The organism is Haladaptatus sp. AB618 (genome assembly GCF_024136965.1).
Lineage (GTDB): Archaea > Halobacteriota > Halobacteria > Halobacteriales > Haladaptataceae > Haladaptatus.
The window spans coordinates 241,324-260,917 of sequence record NZ_JAMYJX010000006.1 but is presented as its reverse complement, the minus strand read 5'-3'; the positions used below and the strand labels follow the sequence as shown (position 1 = coordinate 260,917).

General features: G+C 59.8%; 12 protein-coding genes. 8 read left to right on the top strand and 4 right to left on the bottom strand.

Annotated elements, in window-relative coordinates; translation table 11 throughout:
• Window positions 1-71 precede the first annotated feature (71 nt).
• Window positions 72-968 carry an NAD(P)-dependent oxidoreductase gene (locus NKF26_RS18150; protein WP_253226873.1) on the bottom strand — a complete coding sequence of 299 codons (897 nt, stop codon included), beginning with the start codon at window positions 966-968 and terminating at the stop codon, window positions 72-74.
• Between the two features lie 220 nt (window positions 969-1,188).
• On the opposite strand from NKF26_RS18150, the gene NKF26_RS18145 reads away from it, so the two are divergent.
• The 3 genes from NKF26_RS18145 (at window position 1,189) to NKF26_RS18135 (ending at window position 7,099) form a co-directional block, all read left to right on the top strand.
• Window positions 1,189-3,411: a universal stress protein gene (locus NKF26_RS18145; protein ID WP_253234700.1), complete on the top strand. Its 2,223-nt coding sequence runs from the start codon at window positions 1,189-1,191 to the stop codon at window positions 3,409-3,411.
• Window positions 3,412-3,703: 292 nt separating this feature from the next.
• A complete protein-coding gene (locus NKF26_RS18140) occupies window positions 3,704-5,959 on the top strand; it encodes an NADP-dependent malic enzyme (RefSeq protein WP_253234699.1) in 2,256 nt (751 codons plus the stop codon).
• A 126-nt stretch (window positions 5,960-6,085) separates the two neighbouring features.
• On the top strand, window positions 6,086-7,099 hold the full coding sequence (locus NKF26_RS18135) for a MoxR family ATPase (protein WP_253226876.1): 1,014 nt from the start codon (window positions 6,086-6,088) through the stop codon (window positions 7,097-7,099).
• 80 nt (window positions 7,100-7,179) lie between these two features.
• Here NKF26_RS18135 and NKF26_RS18130 read toward each other — a convergent pair whose 3' ends face one another.
• Genes NKF26_RS18130 through NKF26_RS18120 form a run of 3 tightly spaced genes read right to left on the bottom strand, consistent with a single transcriptional unit; the run spans window position 7,180 to window position 10,018 of the window.
• Entirely contained in the window at window positions 7,180-8,070 is an 891-nt protein-coding gene (locus tag NKF26_RS18130) for a hypothetical protein (RefSeq protein WP_253234698.1), read from the bottom strand.
• On the bottom strand, window positions 8,067-8,543 hold the full coding sequence (locus NKF26_RS18125; RefSeq protein ID WP_253226878.1) for a hypothetical protein: 477 nt from the start codon (window positions 8,541-8,543) through the stop codon (window positions 8,067-8,069). Before NKF26_RS18125 ends, NKF26_RS18130 begins: the two co-directional genes overlap by 4 nt.
• Before the next feature lie 2 nt (window positions 8,544-8,545).
• Window positions 8,546-10,018 (bottom strand): DUF58 domain-containing protein, encoded by a 1,473-nt coding sequence (locus NKF26_RS18120; protein ID WP_253226879.1) that lies wholly within the window; start codon window positions 10,016-10,018, stop codon window positions 8,546-8,548.
• A gap of 130 nt (window positions 10,019-10,148) precedes the next feature.
• On the opposite strand from NKF26_RS18120, the gene NKF26_RS18115 reads away from it, so the two are divergent.
• The 5 genes from NKF26_RS18115 (at window position 10,149) to NKF26_RS18095 (ending at window position 19,584) form a co-directional block, all read left to right on the top strand.
• Window positions 10,149-12,284 carry a carboxypeptidase-like regulatory domain-containing protein gene (locus NKF26_RS18115; protein ID WP_253226880.1) on the top strand — a complete coding sequence of 712 codons (2,136 nt, stop codon included), beginning with the start codon at window positions 10,149-10,151 and terminating at the stop codon, window positions 12,282-12,284.
• Between the two features lie 127 nt (window positions 12,285-12,411).
• Window positions 12,412-13,512, top strand: coding sequence for a DUF1616 domain-containing protein (locus NKF26_RS18110; protein ID WP_253226881.1), 1,101 nt, complete (start codon window positions 12,412-12,414; stop codon window positions 13,510-13,512).
• 273 nt (window positions 13,513-13,785) lie between these two features.
• Window positions 13,786-16,722, top strand: a complete 2,937-nt coding sequence (locus tag NKF26_RS18105; RefSeq protein WP_253234697.1) for an FtsX-like permease family protein — start codon at window positions 13,786-13,788, stop codon at window positions 16,720-16,722.
• Window positions 16,715-18,346 carry a sodium/phosphate symporter gene (locus NKF26_RS18100; RefSeq protein WP_253234696.1) on the top strand — a complete coding sequence of 544 codons (1,632 nt, stop codon included), beginning with the start codon at window positions 16,715-16,717 and terminating at the stop codon, window positions 18,344-18,346. Before NKF26_RS18105 ends, NKF26_RS18100 begins: the two co-directional genes overlap by 8 nt.
• Window positions 18,347-18,546: 200 nt before the next feature.
• A complete protein-coding gene (locus NKF26_RS18095) occupies window positions 18,547-19,584 on the top strand; it encodes a DUF2304 family protein (protein ID WP_253226884.1) in 1,038 nt (345 codons plus the stop codon).
• The last annotated feature ends 10 nt before the right edge of the window (window positions 19,585-19,594 follow it).

The window sequence follows — 19,594 nt, the reverse complement described above, 5'->3', positions numbered from 1 at the left end:
AAGTGACGGATTCGATCCTCGAAGGTCGTGAACCTCGTCGGGGACGACAGCTAGCCCCAATATATACACTGTTATGCCAATCGTCGCCAACTCCACTCGGGAGTCCAGTCGAACAGGTTTCGTGCCTTCGCAGTGTCGACCAACGCCGCGTGCTCGTGCTCATCGAAATAGCTTCGAACCTCGGCATCGGGAAAGATTTCCGGAATGATTTCACGGGTAGGTGTTTCGGCACTGGTGTCCGGCGCCGATACCCAGACGCGCTCGTGACCATCGAAGGTCGCCTCGACGGCCCTTCCAACGAGATCGACAGCGTCCGACATGTGAACGTAGGTGAACAACGTGTTGCGTTGGGTGTGGAAGTGACCCGATTCCCGCATCCCAGCCAGCGTTCGATCGGCCTCGACGAACGTCTCGTATGCCAGATCGTTATCGACGACCCACGGGAATCGGAGAGAGGTGATCGTTCGGGGTCGATTTTCACGGCGACGTGCAAACCCATCGGCGGCGATTTCGAGCGTCTGTTTGCCCATCCCGTAGGGATTCGACGGTGTGAGACGGTGGTCCTCGTCGAGAGGTAGATAATCGACGGTAATGCCATCAGGTTCGAATCCACCACCTATCGCGCTGAAACTCGACGCTAGAACGACCGTGTCGACTCCAAGGGCTCCTGCAGCCTCCAAGACGTGGTAACTCGACATGACGTTACTCTCGTAGGTTCGATATCCTGGCGTTACGTCCGGCGTTGGAAGCATCCCGAGATGGACGATTGCGTCGGCATTACTCCTTGCAAGCGAGCCATAGACCTCACCGGCGTCGATTAAATCGGTCGTGAGATACACATCCGAATGCGTCTCGTCTCGCTTCCCCCGTGAGAGGTTGACGGTCCGATAGCCTTCCTCGTTCAAATGTGCCAACACGCCCTGTCCAACACGACCGTTGCCGCCAGTGACGGCTACCGTCTCGATCATACTTCCTCTCGTTCCACCGCACTCAAATAATTCAGTATCCGTATTGGCCGCGATTTCGACGGACCTCGCTGTATCTCACACGGATGATCCGGTCTGTGGAGGTATCCGACGTTATTCTCGACGACGCGCCGACTCGGGTCATTATTTATGGTACTCCGCACACGACACTGTCGAACGGATGAAACGGAAACGCATCTCGGTAAAAAAGAAGTAATCGACAATGGCAAAAAATCTCGAACGCGACCTCGGCCTGTACGCGACGATCACCATCAGTATCGGAGCGATGATCGGAAGTGGCATTTTTGTCCTTCCGGGACTCGCAGCGGCGAAAACGGGGCCAAGTGTTATCTTGGCCTATCTGCTTGCGGGAATCATCGTTCTTCCCGCTGCACTCTCGAAAGCGGAGATGGCGACCGCAATCCCGGAAGCGGGTGGCACCTATCTCTTCATCGACCGCGCGATGGGACCGTTACCCGGTACCATCGCTGGAATCGGTGCCTGGTTTTCGCTCGTCTTCAAGAGCGCGTTCGCTCTCGTCGGTCTGGGCGCGTACCTGCTGTTGCTCATCGACATACCAACGGGTGTACTCACTTTCGTCGGGATCGGACTCGGCGTTCTTCTTATCGCCGTCAACATCGTCGGTGTCAAGCAAACCGGTCGGCTACAGGCCGGAATCGTTAGTTTCGTCCTCCTCGTTCTCGTCGGGTTCGTGGCCGAGGGGATAACGTACGTCGATCACGCACAATACCATCCGTTTCTGACGCACGGTGATACCGGACTTCTCGCTGCGACTGGCTTCGTCTTCGTCTCCTATGCCGGTGTCACGAAGATCGCCAGCGTCGCCGAAGAAGTCGAAAACCCAGGACGAAACATTCCGATTGCGATCCTCGTTTCGGTCCTCGTGATGATGTTGGTGTACACGCTGACCGTTTTCGTTATCGTCGGCGTCGTACCAGCACCCGAGCTACAGACGGGTCACAGTTTGACGCCGATGGCTCTGGCGGCAGAATCGTTTGCAGGGCCGGTCGGTGGCCTCGTGCTTGCCATCGTCGCGGTCTTGGCATTGACGAGTATGGCGAATGCCGGAATACTGTCATCGTCGCGCTATCCGCTCGCGATGAGCCGAGACTCGCTCGCTCCCCCACAGTTCAGCGAAGTGAGCGAACGGTTTAAAACGCCAATTTACTCGATCGGATTCACCGGATTGATCCTGCTCGTCCTGATCGCATTCGTCCCGGTCGTCGATCTCGCGAAGTTGGCGAGTGCGTTCCAGATCCTCGTTTTCGTCTTCATCAATGGAGCACTCATCGCGTTTCGCGAAAGTGACCTCGAGTGGTATTCCCCCGAGTTTACGGCCCCCGGCTATCCGCTAGTGCAAGGAATCGGTGCCCTCGGCGGACTTCTCTTACTGACACAGATGGGAGTCGTCGCACTCGGAGGCGCACTGGGAATCATCCTGTTTGGCCTCGCGTGGTATCGATTCTACGGTCTCGAACGGACGGAACGGGAAGGAGCAGCCCTCGATGCGATCCGACGATCCGAGAGCTCTCAAACGTTGATCGAGACGGAACGTGCAGTTGCCGATGGTGACGGTCACGTCCTCGTTGCGATGGACGTGGACACGTCCGTCGAGCGGGAACAGACGTTACTCCGCCTCGCGGCGTGCGTGGCACAGCAACAAGGCGGAACGGTTCACGCGATTCGCTTCGAGGAAGTTCCGGACCAACTCCCCCTCTCGTCGGCGACCGAGTTGACCATGGAGGACCGCCAATTCGAGGCCCAGACGCGCGCGTTAGCGGACGAGTTACCGGTTCGGATCGAGGCGAGTGAGGTCGTCAGTCACGACATAAAGAAGGCAGTAATCAACTATGCCGACGACCTCGGTGTCGAACTCATTCTCGGTGAGTGGCGACCGGAACACTGGCACGCCGAGTTACTTGGAAGCGACGTCGACTGGTTCATGAAACATGCGCCGTGTTCAACGACGTTCGTTCAGGACCGTGGACTCGAACAAGTGGACGAAATCGCGGTTCTGACTCAGCGACGACCGTACGAGCCAACGAAGGTGGCTATCGCCAATGCAATTGCCAGTGTGTTCGGGGCGACCATTCGGTTCGTCACCGCCGTTGACTCGGATGTCTCGGACGAGCAACTCGGTGTGACACGTGCGTTTTTGACCGATCTCGAGGAACTCTGTTCGGTCGAGACGGAGAGCGAAATCATCAGGGTGGCAGATACGGTGGATGGATTGGTTGCCGAAGCGTCAACTGCTGACTTGGCGATTTTAGGGACGGTCGCACACTCCCGCCTCCACGAGATGCTTCTCGGTGATCCGGCGACCGAGATCAGTAGCCAGCTCGATTGTAGCGTTCTCTTGGTCCATCCGCCCAAATCGAGAGGGACGACGCTCGTTCAGGCAGTTGTCGAACGAGTTGCGTACTGAATTCGGTTCGTTTGGTACCCTTGTCGGGACGTCGAAAAGTACGATCTACAACAGTCGACGGACGCCATTTGTGTTCAGCAATGAACACAACCAACGAACACCATCTCGTTCACTATAGTGCTCCGCCAGCACGGTTACCGACATCGTTCGAGTCCTGCGTTCGGCGATAGTATCAGGAGTCGTAAGGGTTTCGAGCACGCCCGGAAGATGCCCGTTTTACAAAACTGCATGATCGTTGCACTCAGACGGTTGACGCGGTGGTTTTTTCGTTCCGAAAACAGAGCGTTCACGTATGGATGTCGACGAGGACGCGCTCGAATATCACGAGCAGGAACCGGCCGGAAAACTCGAGATAGCAACGACGAAGCCGACGAACACACAACGAGACCTCTCTCTCGCGTACTCACCGGGAGTGGCCGCACCGTGTCGTCGAATCGCCGAAAACGAGAACGAGGCGTACCAGTACACGGCGAAAGGAAACCTCGTCGGCGTCGTCTCCAACGGCTCAGCCGTTCTCGGCCTCGGGGACATCGGTGCGCAGGCATCGAAGCCCGTCATGGAGGGGAAAGGCGTCCTCTTCAAGCGCTTCGCTGATATCGACGTCTTCGACGTGGAACTCGACGAATCGGACATCGATGCGTTCGTTCGATGTGTCGCGGCGATGGAACCGACGTTCGGCGGCATCAACCTCGAAGACATCGCGGCCCCCGAATGTTTCGAGATCGAAACCCGCCTCAGGGAGAAAATGGATATCCCGGTCTTCCACGACGACCAGCACGGCACCGCCATCATCTCCGGTGCCGCGCTCCTGAACGCCGTCGAGATTACGGGAAAAACGCTCGATGATCTCCGTATCGTCTTCTCCGGTGCCGGTGCGGCCGCCGTCTCGTGCGCGAAATTCTACGTCTCGCTCGGCGTCCCACACGAGAACATCGTGATGAGCGATATCGACGGAATCCTCTCCGAGGAGCGCGCACAAGCGGGTGACCTGAATCCGCATGCGGAACCGTTCGCCCGCGGCGTCGAAGGTGGCGAACTCGCGAGCGCGATGGAGGACGCGGACGTCTTCGTTGGACTCTCCGTCGGTGGAGTCGTGAGTCAGGACATGGTGCGGTCGATGGCCGACGATCCGATCGTCTTCGCGATGGCGAACCCCGACCCCGAAATCGGATACGTGGAGGCCAAGAATGCACGAGAGGATACCGTCATCATGGCGACGGGGCGTTCGGACTACCCGAACATGGTGAACAACGTCCTCGGCTTTCCGTTCCTCTTCCGCGGTGCCCTCGACACCCGTGCGACGGAAATCAACGAGGAGATGAAGGTCGCGGCCGCGGAGGCACTCGCCGACCTCGCGAAGAAGGACGTCCCGGATCAGGTCCGGGACGCGTACGGCGACCAGCCGCTTCAGTTCGGTCCCGAGTACATCATCCCGAAGCCGCTCGATCCCCGCGTTCTCTTCGAAATTGCGCCCGCAGTCGCCGAGGCCGCGATGGACTCCGGCGTCGCCCGTACCGAAGTCGACCTCGAAGAGTACAGAGAGAGTCTCGAAGCCCGCCTCGGAAAGAGCCGCGAGATGATGCGCATCGTCCTGAACAAAGCCCAAACCGAGCCGAAGCGCGTTGCACTCGGCGACGGGGAGGACGAGAAGATGATTCGCGCCGCCGCCCAGATGGAGGAACAGGGAATCGCGGACCCCGTCCTCATCGGCGACGAACGACAGGTCGAAGCGACGACGATCGACCTCGGTCTCGACTTCGATCCGGAGGTCGTCGACCCCGAGGACGGTGGTCACGACGGGTACGCCGACAGGCTCTACGATCTCCGGAAACGAAAAGGCGTCACGCGCCGAGAAGCCACCGAACTCGTCCAACACGACCCCGATTACTTCGGCAGCGTCATGGTCGAGCAGGGTGATGCGGACGTCTTCCTCACGGGCCTCGCCCACCACTATCCGAGCGCGCTCCGTCCACCGCTCGAAGTCGTCGGCACCGCCCCCGATACCGACTACGTGGCCGGTGTCTACATGCTCACGTTCAAGAACAGGGTGATCTTCTGCGCGGATGCGACCGTGAACCTCGATCCGAGCGCCGACGAACTCGCCGAGATTACCCGTCACGTCGCGGCGCTCGCCCGCCGGTTCGACGTGGAACCCCGCGCAGCCCTCCTCTCATACTCGGATTTCGGAAGTGTCCAGACAGCGGGGTCCGCAAAGCCCCGTGAGGCGGTGTCGATACTCCACGACGATCCGACCGTCGAGTTTCAGGTCGACGGCGAAATGCAGGCCGATACGGCAGTCGTCGACGGAATACTGGACGACACGTACGGATTCTCGGAACTCGACGGACCTGCGAACTGTCTCGTGTTCCCGAACCTCGAAGCGGGGAACATCGTCTACAAGCTCCTCCAGCGTCTCGGCGGTGCCGACGCCGTCGGACCGATTCTCGTCGGCATGGACGACCCCGTGCACATCCTCCAGCGCGGCGATGACGTCAAAGACATCGTCAACCTCGCCAGCGTCGCTATCGTCGAAGCACAGGAAAAATAGCGAGAGAGACGGGTCTTCTCGGGATGATCATCCGGAAGGCCGGTGGCGAGCGATTCGTCGCGTGAGTTGTTTTTGTCTCTAAGAAACCGTTGTTTTATCCGTAATGCGCGCCAATTTTTGTCCACGATGGACCCCGAGGACCTATACTCTACTCTGGTTGACGAAATGAACGCCGTTCTCATCGGCAGTGACGACGTCGTGGAGGGGATCACCACCTCGCTCCTCACGCGGGGGCATATCCTCTTGGAGGGCGTTCCGGGTGTCGCGAAGACGACGATAGCGAACTCGTTCGCACGAGCGACCGGTCTCGGCTTTAGACGCATTCAGATGACGCCCGACCTCCTTCCGGCCGACATTACCGGAACCCACGTCTATCGGGAGGGAACGGGTGAGTTCGAACTACAGCGGGGTCCGATCTTCACCAATCTACTGGTCGCGGACGAAATCAACCGCGCCACGCCGAAAACGCAAAGCGCACTCCTCGAAGGGATGCAGGAACGGACGGTAACGATCGAAGGGGACACCCTTTCGTTGCCGTCGCCGTTCATGGTCATCGCCACGCAGAACCCGATCGAGATGGAAGGGACGTACGAACTGCCGGAAGCCCAACGCGACCGATTCCAATGCAAACTTACGGTCGGCATCCCGTCGACCGAGGACGAGTTGAAACTCATCGACCGATTCGACGCGACGCCACAACTCGATCCGACCGATATCTCTCAGGTCATCGATCTCGACGATATCCTCACAGCACAGGAACAAGTAGAGTCGGTGTACGTGGCCGACCCGGTCAAACGATACATCCAATCGATAGTCGATTCGACTCGAACCCATTCTGATCTCGAACACGGTGGGTCGCCCCGTGCGACGCTCGCGTTGCTACGGACCTCGAAAGCCCGTGCAGCGATCCACGGGCGGGAATACGTGATTCCGGACGATGTCAAGGAAGTCGTGGTGGCCGTGATGCGACACCGTCTCGTCTTGAGTACGGAGGCGGAGTTGAGCGATAGGTCACCCGTCGAAATCATCGACGAGTTGCTGGACAGTATCGAACCACCGAACGGCGTGACCGCACCCGATACCGCCGAGGTGTCCGCTTCGAGCGACGGTGGACGCCCGGACCCGTCGAACGACGACTGAACTCGAATCCCCTATCCTTCACGCTGTGGCGCTCTTCTGAACGTTCGACCCGTCATCGTTTCTTCGGATCGCGAGACCGATCATTCGCGATCGAGCAGCGAACAGGTGATGAGATAATCGACCCGATCGTCCTCACTCGTCGTGCAATCGAGCAGGACGGGGCGGTCCATCTCCCGCGCTAGCCCAACCGCGATGAACGACGCGACGGGATGGTCGAAGCGATCGACGGGACCGTATCGACTGCCGTCGATGCCGACGGTGACTTGGCCGTCCTCGGCTTCTACGTCCGTCGTCGCGCCCTCGACCATTTCGAACCCCTCGACGAGCGTGTCGGCGAGTTGATCGGCGAGGTCGGGGAGTCGATCCGCGGTGTCGTCGATCATCGATTCGAACTCGACGAACAACTCGGATCCCGTCGATGGCATGGACATCCCTCGTTCACGCTCGTCGTCCGTTACGACGAACGGTGATGAGAGATCGTCCGGAGTGGGGAGAGCGTACTCGTGGTGATGCGGAACGAACAGCCGAACTCCCGCGTCCGGACCCGCCGTCTCACCCGTCGGAAGGTAGATTTCCGTCCCCGTAAGACCGAGCGTCTCGACGAGTTCGGCACCGGTCGCAGCGTGTGCGGCGTACGTTCGCTCCCCGACCGAGGCCGAGACGAACTGCTCCGGCGTGAGGAAGTACGTGAGGACGGCCGCAAACAACCCGGTTCCGGCCAGCGCCACGAAGACGGTTCGTGACGCCGGAAACAGCAGGGCACCGAGTCCGGAGAGCGCCCCGACTCCGACCATCCCGAGCGCGGTTCGTCGATAATTCGCTCGGCGAGCACGGCGATATTCGGCGCGTAGGTGGCGGTTTTCCTCCGCGAGTAGTTCGAGTCGGACGGCGGAGTCGTCGGCCGTCTCGTGCTCCGAATCCGTTCGTCGGTCGTCCGTCTTTACCGTCGATGGTGCGGGGTTCTCACTCATGGGATATCCTCTACGAGTCCGAGTTTGACGCATTCGTACCGATGCATCCCGTACGCGGCGAGGGCGAACGTAATCACGACGACTCCGATCGCCAACCAGTAGTCGCCGGTCCAGCGATAGCTGGCTAGCGTTGCAGCCCCGAGTCCGACTGCCAGACCGCTCGTAGCGAGGGCTCGCCAACGCGGATGGTCGAGGGTCGCGGCCGATCCGGCGAGAACGACGAGGAGACCGAGTTCTAGCGGGACGAGATATCGGACACCGACCGTATCGGCGAACAGGGCGACAACGACGAGTTGGCCGAATGCGACGGTGTACAGCGTCGGGACCGCGTACCACACCAGGAGAAATACGATACCGAAGATGAGACCGGACAGTCCCATCGCAACGGTACCGACGGTCGCCACGAGAAACGCTCCGACACCGCCGATCCACGTGAGCGGTTCTCTTCGGATCGTCAGCTCTTTCATTTGCATCGTTAGTGTCTCCTCGCTGTCCGTCGATTCGTTTGTCGCGTGGTCGCCAGAATCGCGTCGATTCGATCCGACGGTCCGACTTCGAACGCGGAGACCCCGCCGATTCGATCGAGACCGCGACGGAAATCCTCGAAATCGACGTATCGATCGTACGCCGTGTCGACGGTGTGGAGCGTCCCACGTTCGAACAACACCGTGGGAACGAGGAATACCAGAACGTGTTCCGATCGCTGACGAGCCGCCTTGACGGCTTTCCTGATCTCCGTCCGATTCGTGTCGTCGGTGAAGAAGACGGTGATAGACGACCCCCGGATCGAGCGGAGATAAGTTCGGGCCGTGGTGTACAGCGGATCGTCTTCGACGTGTTGGACATACCGCTGCGAGTCGGACAGAAACGGCAGAAGGTTCCTGCCGAACGCCGACCCGTCGGTTTCGAGGCGGCTCGCCAGGTCATTCGATCCTCGCGTCCCACGTTCCTGTCGGCCGGATCGTGCGTCCGATTTCGCCGCATCGTTCGGATCGGTATCGGCCGTCGGTTGGAGATCGTGTATCTGCGTCTCGATTTGGGCGTAGTGTCGCGAACTCGCTTCCGGTTGGTACACGTTAGTGATGCCCGAATCGCCGACGGTGTACAGTGCGACCGACTCCGTATTCGATCGGGCGTGGTCGGCGTACGCGAGGGCGACGTGTCGAACGTAGTCGAGTTTCGTTCCTCCCGGGACGCCCATCGTCATCGGGGATCGATGATCCACGACGAGAATCGTCGATACGTCGGTCTCGGCATCGAATTCGCGCACATAGAGGCCGTTACTCCGAGCCGTCGCTTTCCAATCGATTCTCCGTGCCGTATCACCCGGTACGTACTGCCGAATATCGGCCGGGTCGAGACCGCTCCCCCGACTACGCGTCTCGCGTTCCCCGAACGCGGTCGGCATTCGGTCACCACCGGCTCCGACGTGGAGGTTCCGCGGGCGTCGTGGGACGACCGTAACGGTCGCGGTCGGTCCCATCGGAACCTCCGAGCGAAACAGACCCGCTTGATCAGCGAGCGTGATCATCGGTGGAGCACATTCGAAACGTCCCGCAACCGGCCAATCGAGCGTGAAAGTCGTCGTTCCGTCCCGTTCACCGGGGCCGAGTTCGAGTCGCTGGCGCTCCGGTTCGAGGGTGGTTGCCGAAATCGGTGGTCGAGCTTCGACCGTTACTACGAGCGATGACGTGGTGGGAAGCGTCGCCCGTATAACTATCGAGGTATCCTCGTCGGTGATCACGCGGTCGTGGGACGCCGATTGTGTGAGCGTGAGCGAGTCGGTCGTCCGAAGAACGTCACGTGTGAACCGATACTGCTGGACGAGCAGGAACGCACCGATACCGGCGGTACCCAGAAGGAAGAGCGGTTCGTGGAGGAGCCACGCTCCGCCCGCGAGCAGACAACCGAGAACCACTCCGACTTCGTATCGCCGCGTCACCTCCATACACGTCACAACTTGACCCTCCCAATTGAATGTATTTATTCGGAAAGGTGATAGGAAATGTTTCCTAATGAAGTAGATAAATCATTATACGGGACGAAGTATTTTCACGGATGACGGAGACGATATAGTTGTGTCCCGGTTCGTAGTGTTCGTCAGCCTCCTCGTCCTCCTCTCAGTGATAGCGTTGCCCACGCAAGGCGTCGCACCCTCGACGACCGATGCGGCGAGTATCACGTCCCATCCGGAGCAAAGGGGTACCCCGACGCGCACGGGGAACAACTCCACCGTTCACCAGGAAAATCCCGACGACGTGAAGTCTGATCAGGATTCGTCCGCACTCGAAAAATGGCTGGTCGGTCAGCTTTCGTCGCAACTCGGCAGGAGCGTCGTCCACCTCAAACAGGGGGAGTACCAAAGAGCACGATCCGTGTTAGGTGATCAGTACGATGACACGTTGGACAAGTACGTCGACGTGGCGGGGGAGACGGACGGACACCGAGACGACAAGACCGCAAAAACACTGAACAGCACGCAGAAAAGTCAAGATAAATATGTTTCGCGCGTCCAGCGGTACCGCAAGCTACACGACCGCTACGAGCAGGCGAAACGGAACGGAAACGACCGGAAAGCACGACATCTCGCTCGACGCCTCGACCGGATTCAGAAGAACATCAGCCAGTCGAGCGATGATCTCACTTCGAACTACGGTCGGCTTTCCAACGATTCGAATATCGATACGACGGACGAAATTCGAACGGTTCGCAACGTCACGCGGAACATCAGCAAGGAACAAGCAGCGGTCCGCAAGGAGGAGTTCATCGCGACGAACCTGACGGCGACGGTGGAGTCTCCGTCCGTGTCGTTTCACGACCCACTCAGGATCTCCGGACGGCTAACGGATGCAAACGGAACGGGAATCGGCAATCGATCGATCCGACTCCACATGGGAGACAATCGGACGATACGCGTTCAGACGGACGATAACGGGACGTTCACGGTTGTCGGACGACCGACCGTGCTTCCGCTCGGTACGCAGCCGTTTCGAATCGACTATCAGCCATCCGGCAGTTCGATCTATCTCGGCTCGAATACGACCGTTCGAGCGAACGTCTCACAGGTCCCATCGGCGGTTACGATCTCGAAACACACACGTCGGACACGGTACAACGAGACGGTAACTGTATCGGGAAAGGTCCGTTCGAAGTCCGTCCCCGCCGTTAACGTCCCGGTTGCGATCTTCATCGGTGGGACGCAGATCGGGACGACTAACACGACGACGGGCGGGACGTTCTCGTTCCATCGACGAGTTCCGGCAACGGTGCCTCCCGGGTCGCAAACGGTTCGGGTCACGATACCGCTCCAACACAAGGCCCTCGCAGCTTCGTCGAAACGGAAACCGATCACTATCGAGTCGACGGCGACGAACCTCACGCTCTCGGGGACGCCGATGGGGAATCAGAATGGGACCGGTTCCAAGGGCGAAAAACGAAGGGTCAAACTCACTGGGAAGTTGCGCGCGGCCGATGGAACGCCGATAGAAAACCAACCCGTGGCGATTTTGGTCGGTGGAACGACGGTCAAAACCGTCCAGACGAACGCGAACGGAACATACCGGACGATGCTTCGACTCCCATCGAAAGCCCTCACGAATCACAACGGGACGAAGGTCGTCGCGACGTTCGACGGAAAGGGATCGAACCTCCGATCGGCACGAGCGACGACGGCACTCGTGCTCGCTCCCGGCGGTCACTCGGACGATCACACGGTGATCAGATGGCTCATCGGTATCGTGCTCGTGGGAATCGGGAGTCTGCTGCTGTGGCAATCCGGGATCGTCGACGAGGTTCGGCGTAGAACGGGCGGCGACGGCGATACGGCGACGACGGACGGTATCGGTCCGGCAGCAGAGACCGATTCACCGGCGGAAACGACGTCAACCGCCGACAGTTCGGAGTCCACGGCGATGACAGGTACACTCCTCGACCGGGCGCGGGCGGCGTTCGAGTCCGACGAATACGATCGAGCCGTCGAGTTGGCGTACTCCGCGACCCGATACCGACTCGGCTCGGCGATTTCGACCCCGACGTCCACTCACTGGGAGTTTTACAACGCGTGCCGCGAGGCCGATCTATCGGACGAGACGGTGTCCACGATCGCAGACGTGACCGAACGATACGAGTACGCGGTCTTTACCACGAGGCGAGTGAGCCGCGAGATGGCGACATCCGTCCTCGATTCGGTCACGTCGCTCGTCGGGGAGGACTGAGCGGACGGCCGTCGGACACGTTCGCGATCGGTCCTCGTCGGACCATCCCGGGATCGCGGTCCGCCGTCGGGGTGGTTGTCGTCTGAGCCGGGGAGTTTTTAATGATGAGGGTTGCACAAGGAAATGAATGGCCTCAGAGTTCGATCCGTGGCTTCTCCTTCCCGCCCCAGTTCGCCGTTTGCCCGCAGATCTAGCTGCGATTATCTGTTTCGTTATCGTAACCTGCACCGTCGTTCTCGTTCCGGGGCTCAACGAGACACCGATTCGGGTCGTTCTCGGATTTCCGTTCGTCCTCTTCCCGCCGGGTTACGCGTTCGTCGCCGCATTGTTCCCCGAAGCCGGGACGCCCACCGTCACCGACGAGGACGGAGAGAACGAGGAAGGGGACGCGGATACGGGGCGGTGGCGGTTCAGCGGCGGTATCGATGGCGTCGAGCGGGTGGCGATATCGTTCGGAATGAGCATCGTACTCGTCCCGCTCATCGGGTTGGGGTTGAACTTCACACCGTGGGGGATTCGACTCGTCCCCCTCCTCCTGAGTATCAGCGCCTTCACGCTCGGTGCGACCCTCGTCGCGGTCGTTCGACGACGGGACCTTCCCGAGGAGGAGCGGTTTTCGGTTCCGTACCGAACGTGGGTCGAGGACGCACGGGACGAACTGTTCGACCCGGAGACGCGCGCCGACAAACTGTTGAACGTCGCCCTCGTCCTGTGTATTCTGCTCGCCGCGGCGGGCGCGACCTACGCCATCGGAGTTCCCAAACAGGGAGAGTCGTTCACCGAGGTGTATCTGTTGACGAAGAACGATGACGGCAAACTGGTCGCCGACGACTATCCGACGAATTTCACGCAGGGGGAGCGTAAACCGGTTGTCGTCGGTATCGGTAATCACGAACATCGCCACGAGAGGTACACGGTCGTCGTGTTGTTACAGAACGTGACGATGGGGACCCACGAACGGCGATCCCGAACGAACGCCAACGAGAGCGGAGTGGCGACAGAGACGACGATTCACGATCAGCGAGAGCTACAACGCTTGCACGCGAACGTCGAGCGGAACGGAACGTGGCGAACGACGTATCGGGTCGCGCCACCGATGACCGGAACTCGACTCCGGTTGACGTTCCTGGTGTACAAAGGCAATCCACCGAAAAACCCGACGGCGGATAACGCGTATCGTGAGCTTCACCTCTGGATCAACGTGACCGGCGGAAACGGGTCGGAATAATCGAGCCGGTACCGTCGTTCGGGGTCGCTCGAACGACAGGAGGAAGTCCATTGCTACCCGACCGGGAGAAGTTTTTAGTGATGAACAATCCATAAATAAATGGAAGTCCCTCCGTGCGTCGGAACCACCGTGATCGGATGGAGGGGACAGCAAACGCCCCGGTACCGATACGATCACGGGACGTTCCAGTTCGATGGAGACTCCATGGGATATCGACACATATTGATAACGCGATGGTCACGACGGGATATCTTAGCGATCGTAGTAATCGCGGTGACGATCGGGTTTCTGACCGGGACGACGCTGATCATCACCGCGGCCAGTACGCAGACGACGACGATCGCAAAAGGATACAGCAGCGACGGAACGGCGAAATATTACGATTCCGTATCGGCCGCACGATCGAATGCAGGAGACACGTCGCTCGTAGCCCCGGTTGCAGCGGTAACCCTTCCGAACGGTGACTCGCGATATGTCGTCGGCGTCCCGCCGCAACGAGTACGGTCGTTTCGAGCAGGCACTTCGATATCCATTCCACCCCCACCGGAAACCGGGGTGACGAGTGGAGTGAAATCGTCGGCCGGACGACAGCGGCTTATCGGGTCACGATCGAAACTGGCCGTCGAGGTTACGCCGAGAGGGTCAACACACCAGTTCTTCCCGCCGGACTGGTACGTAACCCACCCTTCGCTCGTAAAACGGCTCGGTTCGACCGGTGCGTTCGTGATCACACCCGCGGGTGGAACATCCGGATCGGGCATCCCGGAACGGGGCGTCACGCTGCGTTCCGCACTGGCGTTTTTCGTCGCCGGAACACGGCAGTTACTGACCGTCTTGGGACTGACCGTCGTCGGGAGTGCGATTCTGGTCGGGACGACCGTTTTTAGCGTGACACGCATGACCGTCAGTGACCGATTGCAGGCGATTCGCGTCGTGCGGTCGACCGGGGGCGATCCGTTCACCGTGGTTCGATCGTTTGCGCTTCGTGCCGGGGGTCTGACGACGGCCGGGGTGGTACTCGGATACGCGATCGGCGTCATCCTCCCGCACGTCGCGGTCGATGTGGCCGTCTTCGCCGGACTGCCGACGTCGCTCTCTGTTTCGGTTACCGAGCGTGTCCTCGGGGTCCTGCTCCCGATGTACGTCGCGACGATCCTCGTCGGGGTCGTTGCTGGTGGAATCGCGGTATGGCCGACCATCGATCGGCCGCCTGGACGGCTAACGGAGACGATGGGACGGGGAGGACCCCGGGCGGGTTCGAAGCGTGGGCTTCGCCGATTCGTTTCCCTCCGGTTGCTCGATTGGCGTGCACTGGCCCCGAGCGTTGCGACGCTGACGGTATTTGCGGTCGTCGTGGTGCTCGTCTCGTCGCTGGCGGGCGTCGTGGGGCCGCTCGTGACGACACAGGGCACGACGGTGACGGAACCGGGAGCGATCCATCCGATAGCGAGCGAAGTTCCGATACAGTACGCCGATGCCCTGCGTGCACAAGGTATCCCCGCGAGTCCGGAAATCCTCCTTTTCACCGTGCGAAACGGACAACCGTTTCTCGCCCGCGGCGCGAACTACTCGGCCTTCGAAGCGGTTTCGAACGCGACACTCGAACGCGGTCGGCGTCCAAACGCGTCGAACGAGGCGGTGATCGGTGCCGACCTGGCGCGGACATCGGGGATCGAAATCGGTGATCGCGTACCGCTCGGGGGCAGTACCCAATCCGGACTGGAGATGGTTCGTGTCGTCGGCGTGTACTCCGCCGCAGGTCCGTACGACGACCAACTACTCGTTTCGTTGTCCGTCGGACAACAACTATCGGGAAGGGAGAAGGGGACCGTCAATATCATCCGAACGGGAGCGAAGCTGAAACACGACGCTACCCGTCCGTCCGTCGACGTCGTCGGCGTCTCCGTACCGAATCGAGTCAGTGAGAACACCAGCGTCCCGGTCACGATACGGGCTCGGAATTTCGGTTCGGAAAAGGCGACCCGCGACGTCTCGGTTGGGTTCGGGAACTCCACGAAGACGGTCCCCATAACGCTCGATCCCGGCCAACAACGGGCGGTGACGACCAAGCTACCGTCACCGGGTCACGGACGGACGACGATCCACGTGGGGCGGTATACGCGGACGGTCGCTGTCACCGCAGAGGATTCCATTCAGATGCAAGGATTACCGAATACGGCACCACCACATAGCAGCCCGCTGGTCACCGTCACGACGATGGACGGCGACCCGGTACCGAACGCGACGATTCGCGTTGCGAACGACACAGTTCGAACCGGACACGATGGAAGCGTGCGTCTACCGCTCGGTTCGGCGGGGAATCACACCGTTCGTGTAACGACGAAGAACCGAACGACCTCGAGAACGGTTCGAACGAGGAAATCAGCGAGGAGGACGCTGACGGCCGACGTTCGGCTTCACCCACGGACGCCGAGTATGCTATCGCGAACCGAGGCCCGCGTGCGACTGTACAATCCGTGGAACACGACGCTCGAACGTCGGATTCGGCTATCCGGGGTTTCAGCGGACGCGGGACACACGGTGTCGGTCGAACCTGGCTCGTCGAGGACGACGGTGTTTACGATCGGACGGCAATCCCCGGGTACCTATTCGGCGGACGTGCTTTCGGAGGGTCATCGCTTGGCGACGACGGCGTATACGGTCAGCGGCGACGAACGACTCGTCGCCGCCTATGCGAGCAGCGGTAAACGGACGGGTGGTACCGGAATTTCACAAGCGTTGAACACGGTGTTCGGAAACCTCCAAGTGCTACTGGGCGTCCTGGTCGTACTCGCGGGGATGATGACCGTCGGAAGCACGACGGCCGTCTTCGCGCAAGCCGTGCACGCTCGCCAACGAGCGGTCGGGATATACAGGGCCACAGGGGCGTCGCCGACCCGCGTATTCCGGTTGATCGTAGCCGACGCCGTCGTGATCGGTGCGGTTGCGATCGGTAGCGCATCGCTTCTCGGAGTCGTCGCAACGGTACTGCTAGCCAGGCTAAACGTCCTCGTCGTGTACGGCGTTCGGATCACGCCGACGGTATCGCCGAGCGTGGTGGTCGGTAGTCTCGTCGGTGGACTCGGAATCGTTCTCGTGAGCGCGGGTATCGTCGTCGGAATGTACCTGGTTCGTCAGCCGACGACGTTGATGAGAAGCGACGGTGTTCGAGGGATGAAAACGACTTCGAGAGGTGATTTCGATGAGTAACCGTCGTTCCTTCGTTCTGGTCAGCGTCGCCGTCCTTCTCGTGGCGTTGGCGGTTCGATTGGTTCCGCTTTACTGGAGTCCCTTGCCGTTCAACCTGGACGGGTTCCATTTCGCCGTGCTCGTCCGGGAGACGCTGGCAACCGGACACGTCCCGTTGTCCCATGGCGGCGTTCAATCGGACGAGTACGCGTTTACGACGCTGTTCGCGATCACGAGTCGGATAACGGGGATTCCCCCGCTCTACATCGCACAATATCTCACGGCGAGTATCGGTGCGATTTCGTGCCTCTTCGTCGTCGTTTTGACGCGACGGGTGGGGAGACGGCTTCGATGGCCACGCTCGGATGTCCGAACGGCGGCGGCGGTGGCCGGGTTGGTGCTGGCCACGGACGGAATCTTTCTCGGTCGGTCAGCAGCGGTGAGCAGCGAGGGGATGGGTCACGTCTTCGTCATCATGGGCGTTTTCGTCTTCGGGTATGCCCTGTGGACCAATCGCCCGGCGTGGTACGTCCTCACCGGATCGATCTTCTTCATCCTCCCGCTCACCCACAATCTCAGTACGATAGTCGGCGTTCTCAGCGCTATCTCGTTGCTGGCTCTGTTCCTCAAACGCTCCGAGAGCGGGCCGAACGTGGCCGCTGGTGCTCTCATCGTCGGATTCGGGGTGTACACCGGACTCTACTACACGACCGCGGGATTACCGGACGCTCGTGTTTCCTCCGCCCTGGGACTCTTCGCGGCGTGGATCATCGTCCTCGTCGTGCTAACGCTCTGGCTCCCTTCCATCGATCCGCGATTACAACGAGGAGTTCCAACGCTGATCCTCTTCGGTGGTGCTGGCCTCGTCGTCGGAAACTACTTCCTCCCGATATTTCCCGGAACCGCTTCGACGAGGGAACTCACCATGGTTTTCGTCCTCTCCATCGCTGCAATCGGGATCGTTGCGGCCCGCGGAACGCCGCTTTCCATCCGGGAGGGGATCGACGGTTACGCCGTGGTAGCGATGCTTCTCGCTTCGCTCTCGCTCATCGGATTCGCGTTGACCGGCGGGCTTACTCCGGAGTACCAGGCGCTCGCGGTGCGAACCCAGACGTTCGTCCATCTCCCGTTCGCGATCCTCGCTGGACTGGGGACGGTCGCAGTGGGCCTCCGTCGTCGAACTGACCGTCTCAAAGTAATGCTCGCGGTCATCGTCATCGTCTGTTCGGTGATCAGCGCACCGCTCGCGTACAGCGGATTACGGGCGACTTCGGCACAGCCGTTGGTGACGAAACCGGAGATGGAGACCGCCACATTCGCGTCCACATACGCCGACCAGTGGACGGGAGACGGTCACATGACGAGATTGGCCTCGCGGTACTATCCGGAACGAACCGGAAACAACGTGACCCAACGAGGCGTCTACGAATGGCTACGCGGAAGTGGGGCGGAGCCGAGTTGCCCAGTCGTTTCCCGGCGGTCGTGGTCATCGGTCGGGGTGCAACTGTTTCCCGGATCTCCAGCGCATATCAGTGCCACCGAATACGACCGATTCAACGACCGACGAAACGTGGTCTACTCCGTGAGCGGCAGGGACCCGGTCGTATACTCCGTTTCGAGGGGGAACACCAACGGCCGTTGTTGACGTCAGGTACGAGAGCACGAACGATTTCGAACATCGTATCGCGTCTCCATCCTTCCCCTGGTTCATCCTCAATTGTAATTGGATGGCGAGGATACCTTTATTATTAGGGCAGTTAATACCATAGTAAACGTGTATGAATCAATGAGTACGGATCAGGGATATGTTCTGATTACGACAGAGCGTTTTATGGGGGGAGATGGATGAATGCTACTCTTTCGGTACTGCTCGTCGTTCTCGCCGTTCTCGTCGTCGGATGGGGATTCGAACGGTACAGGACTCAGTTCGTAAAATCGGAACTTACGATCAGTCTCGTGGTGGCGGCGGGACTGTTCACGATCGCTGTTTCCCCGAATATGTACGACGTCATCGGGAACGTGCTGAACATCGAGAATCGGTTTATTACGATTTCGCTGGTTTCGAACGTCGCGTTCATCGGAATCCTGTTCTACGTCGTGAAGTTGAGTCGGGAAAACAAACGGGAGATCTCAAACCTAGTACGTAACCTTTCCGTCGATCAAGTTTCGGCGGAGGGCGTACAGTCGGATGGCGGTTACAACACGATTTCCATCGTCATCCCCGCATACAACGAAGAGGACACGATCCAACCGGTGCTGCAATCCCTTCCGGAATCGATCCGGGGTTACTCGGTGGAAGCCATCGTCGTTTCCGACGGTTCGGCGGATAGTACCGCCAGACAGGCGGACATAAACGGAACGACCGTCGTCGAACATCCACTCAATCAGGGACAAGGTGGTGCGCTACGGACCGGTTTCAGGGTGGCATCGAAACGGGGTGCGGACATCGTCGTTACGATGGATGGCGACGGTCAACACCCCGCGGACGAACTGGAGCGTCTCGTCACCCCTATCATCGAAGACAGGGCGGACTACGTGATGGGGTCCCGACGACTCGGCACGGACTATTCCGGGAACAACGCCGTTCGTCGAGCGGGTATCCAAGGGTTTACCTGGTTCATCAATCGGCTCACGAAAGCCGAAATCACCGACTGTACGAACGGCTACCGCGCGATTCGAGGCACAGCCGTGGAGGAAAAGCTCACGCTCACCGAGGAGCGATTCAGCGCACCCGAGTTGATAATCGAAGCGCGAAAGAACGGGCTTCGGATCGAAGAGATTCCGATCACCGTCGAGGAGCGAAAAGCAGGACGGACGAAGAAACCGAAGCTTGGGTACGCTATCGGGTTGTTTCGAACTATATTCATAACGTGGATTCGGTAATACGGAGGAA

Bases quoted from the DNA above. Each gene is read 5' to 3' on its own strand.
- NKF26_RS18150 (WP_253226873.1), bottom strand. From the start codon at position 968: ATGATCGAGACGGTAGCCGTCACTGGCGGCAACGGTCGTGTTGGACAG.
- NKF26_RS18145 (WP_253234700.1), top strand. From the start codon at position 1,189: ATGGCAAAAAATCTCGAACGCGACCTCGGCCTGTACGCGACGATCACC.
- NKF26_RS18140 (WP_253234699.1), top strand. From the start codon at position 3,704: ATGGATGTCGACGAGGACGCGCTCGAATATCACGAGCAGGAACCGGCC.
- NKF26_RS18135 (WP_253226876.1), top strand. From the start codon at position 6,086: ATGGACCCCGAGGACCTATACTCTACTCTGGTTGACGAAATGAACGCC.
- NKF26_RS18130 (WP_253234698.1), bottom strand. From the start codon at position 8,070: ATGAGTGAGAACCCCGCACCATCGACGGTAAAGACGGACGACCGACGA.
- NKF26_RS18125 (WP_253226878.1), bottom strand. From the start codon at position 8,543: ATGCAAATGAAAGAGCTGACGATCCGAAGAGAACCGCTCACGTGGATC.
- NKF26_RS18120 (WP_253226879.1), bottom strand. From the start codon at position 10,018: ATGGAGGTGACGCGGCGATACGAAGTCGGAGTGGTTCTCGGTTGTCTG.
- NKF26_RS18110 (WP_253226881.1), top strand. From the start codon at position 12,412: ATGGCCTCAGAGTTCGATCCGTGGCTTCTCCTTCCCGCCCCAGTTCGC.
- NKF26_RS18100 (WP_253234696.1), top strand. From the start codon at position 16,715: ATGAGTAACCGTCGTTCCTTCGTTCTGGTCAGCGTCGCCGTCCTTCTC.
- NKF26_RS18095 (WP_253226884.1), top strand. From the start codon at position 18,547: ATGAATGCTACTCTTTCGGTACTGCTCGTCGTTCTCGCCGTTCTCGTC.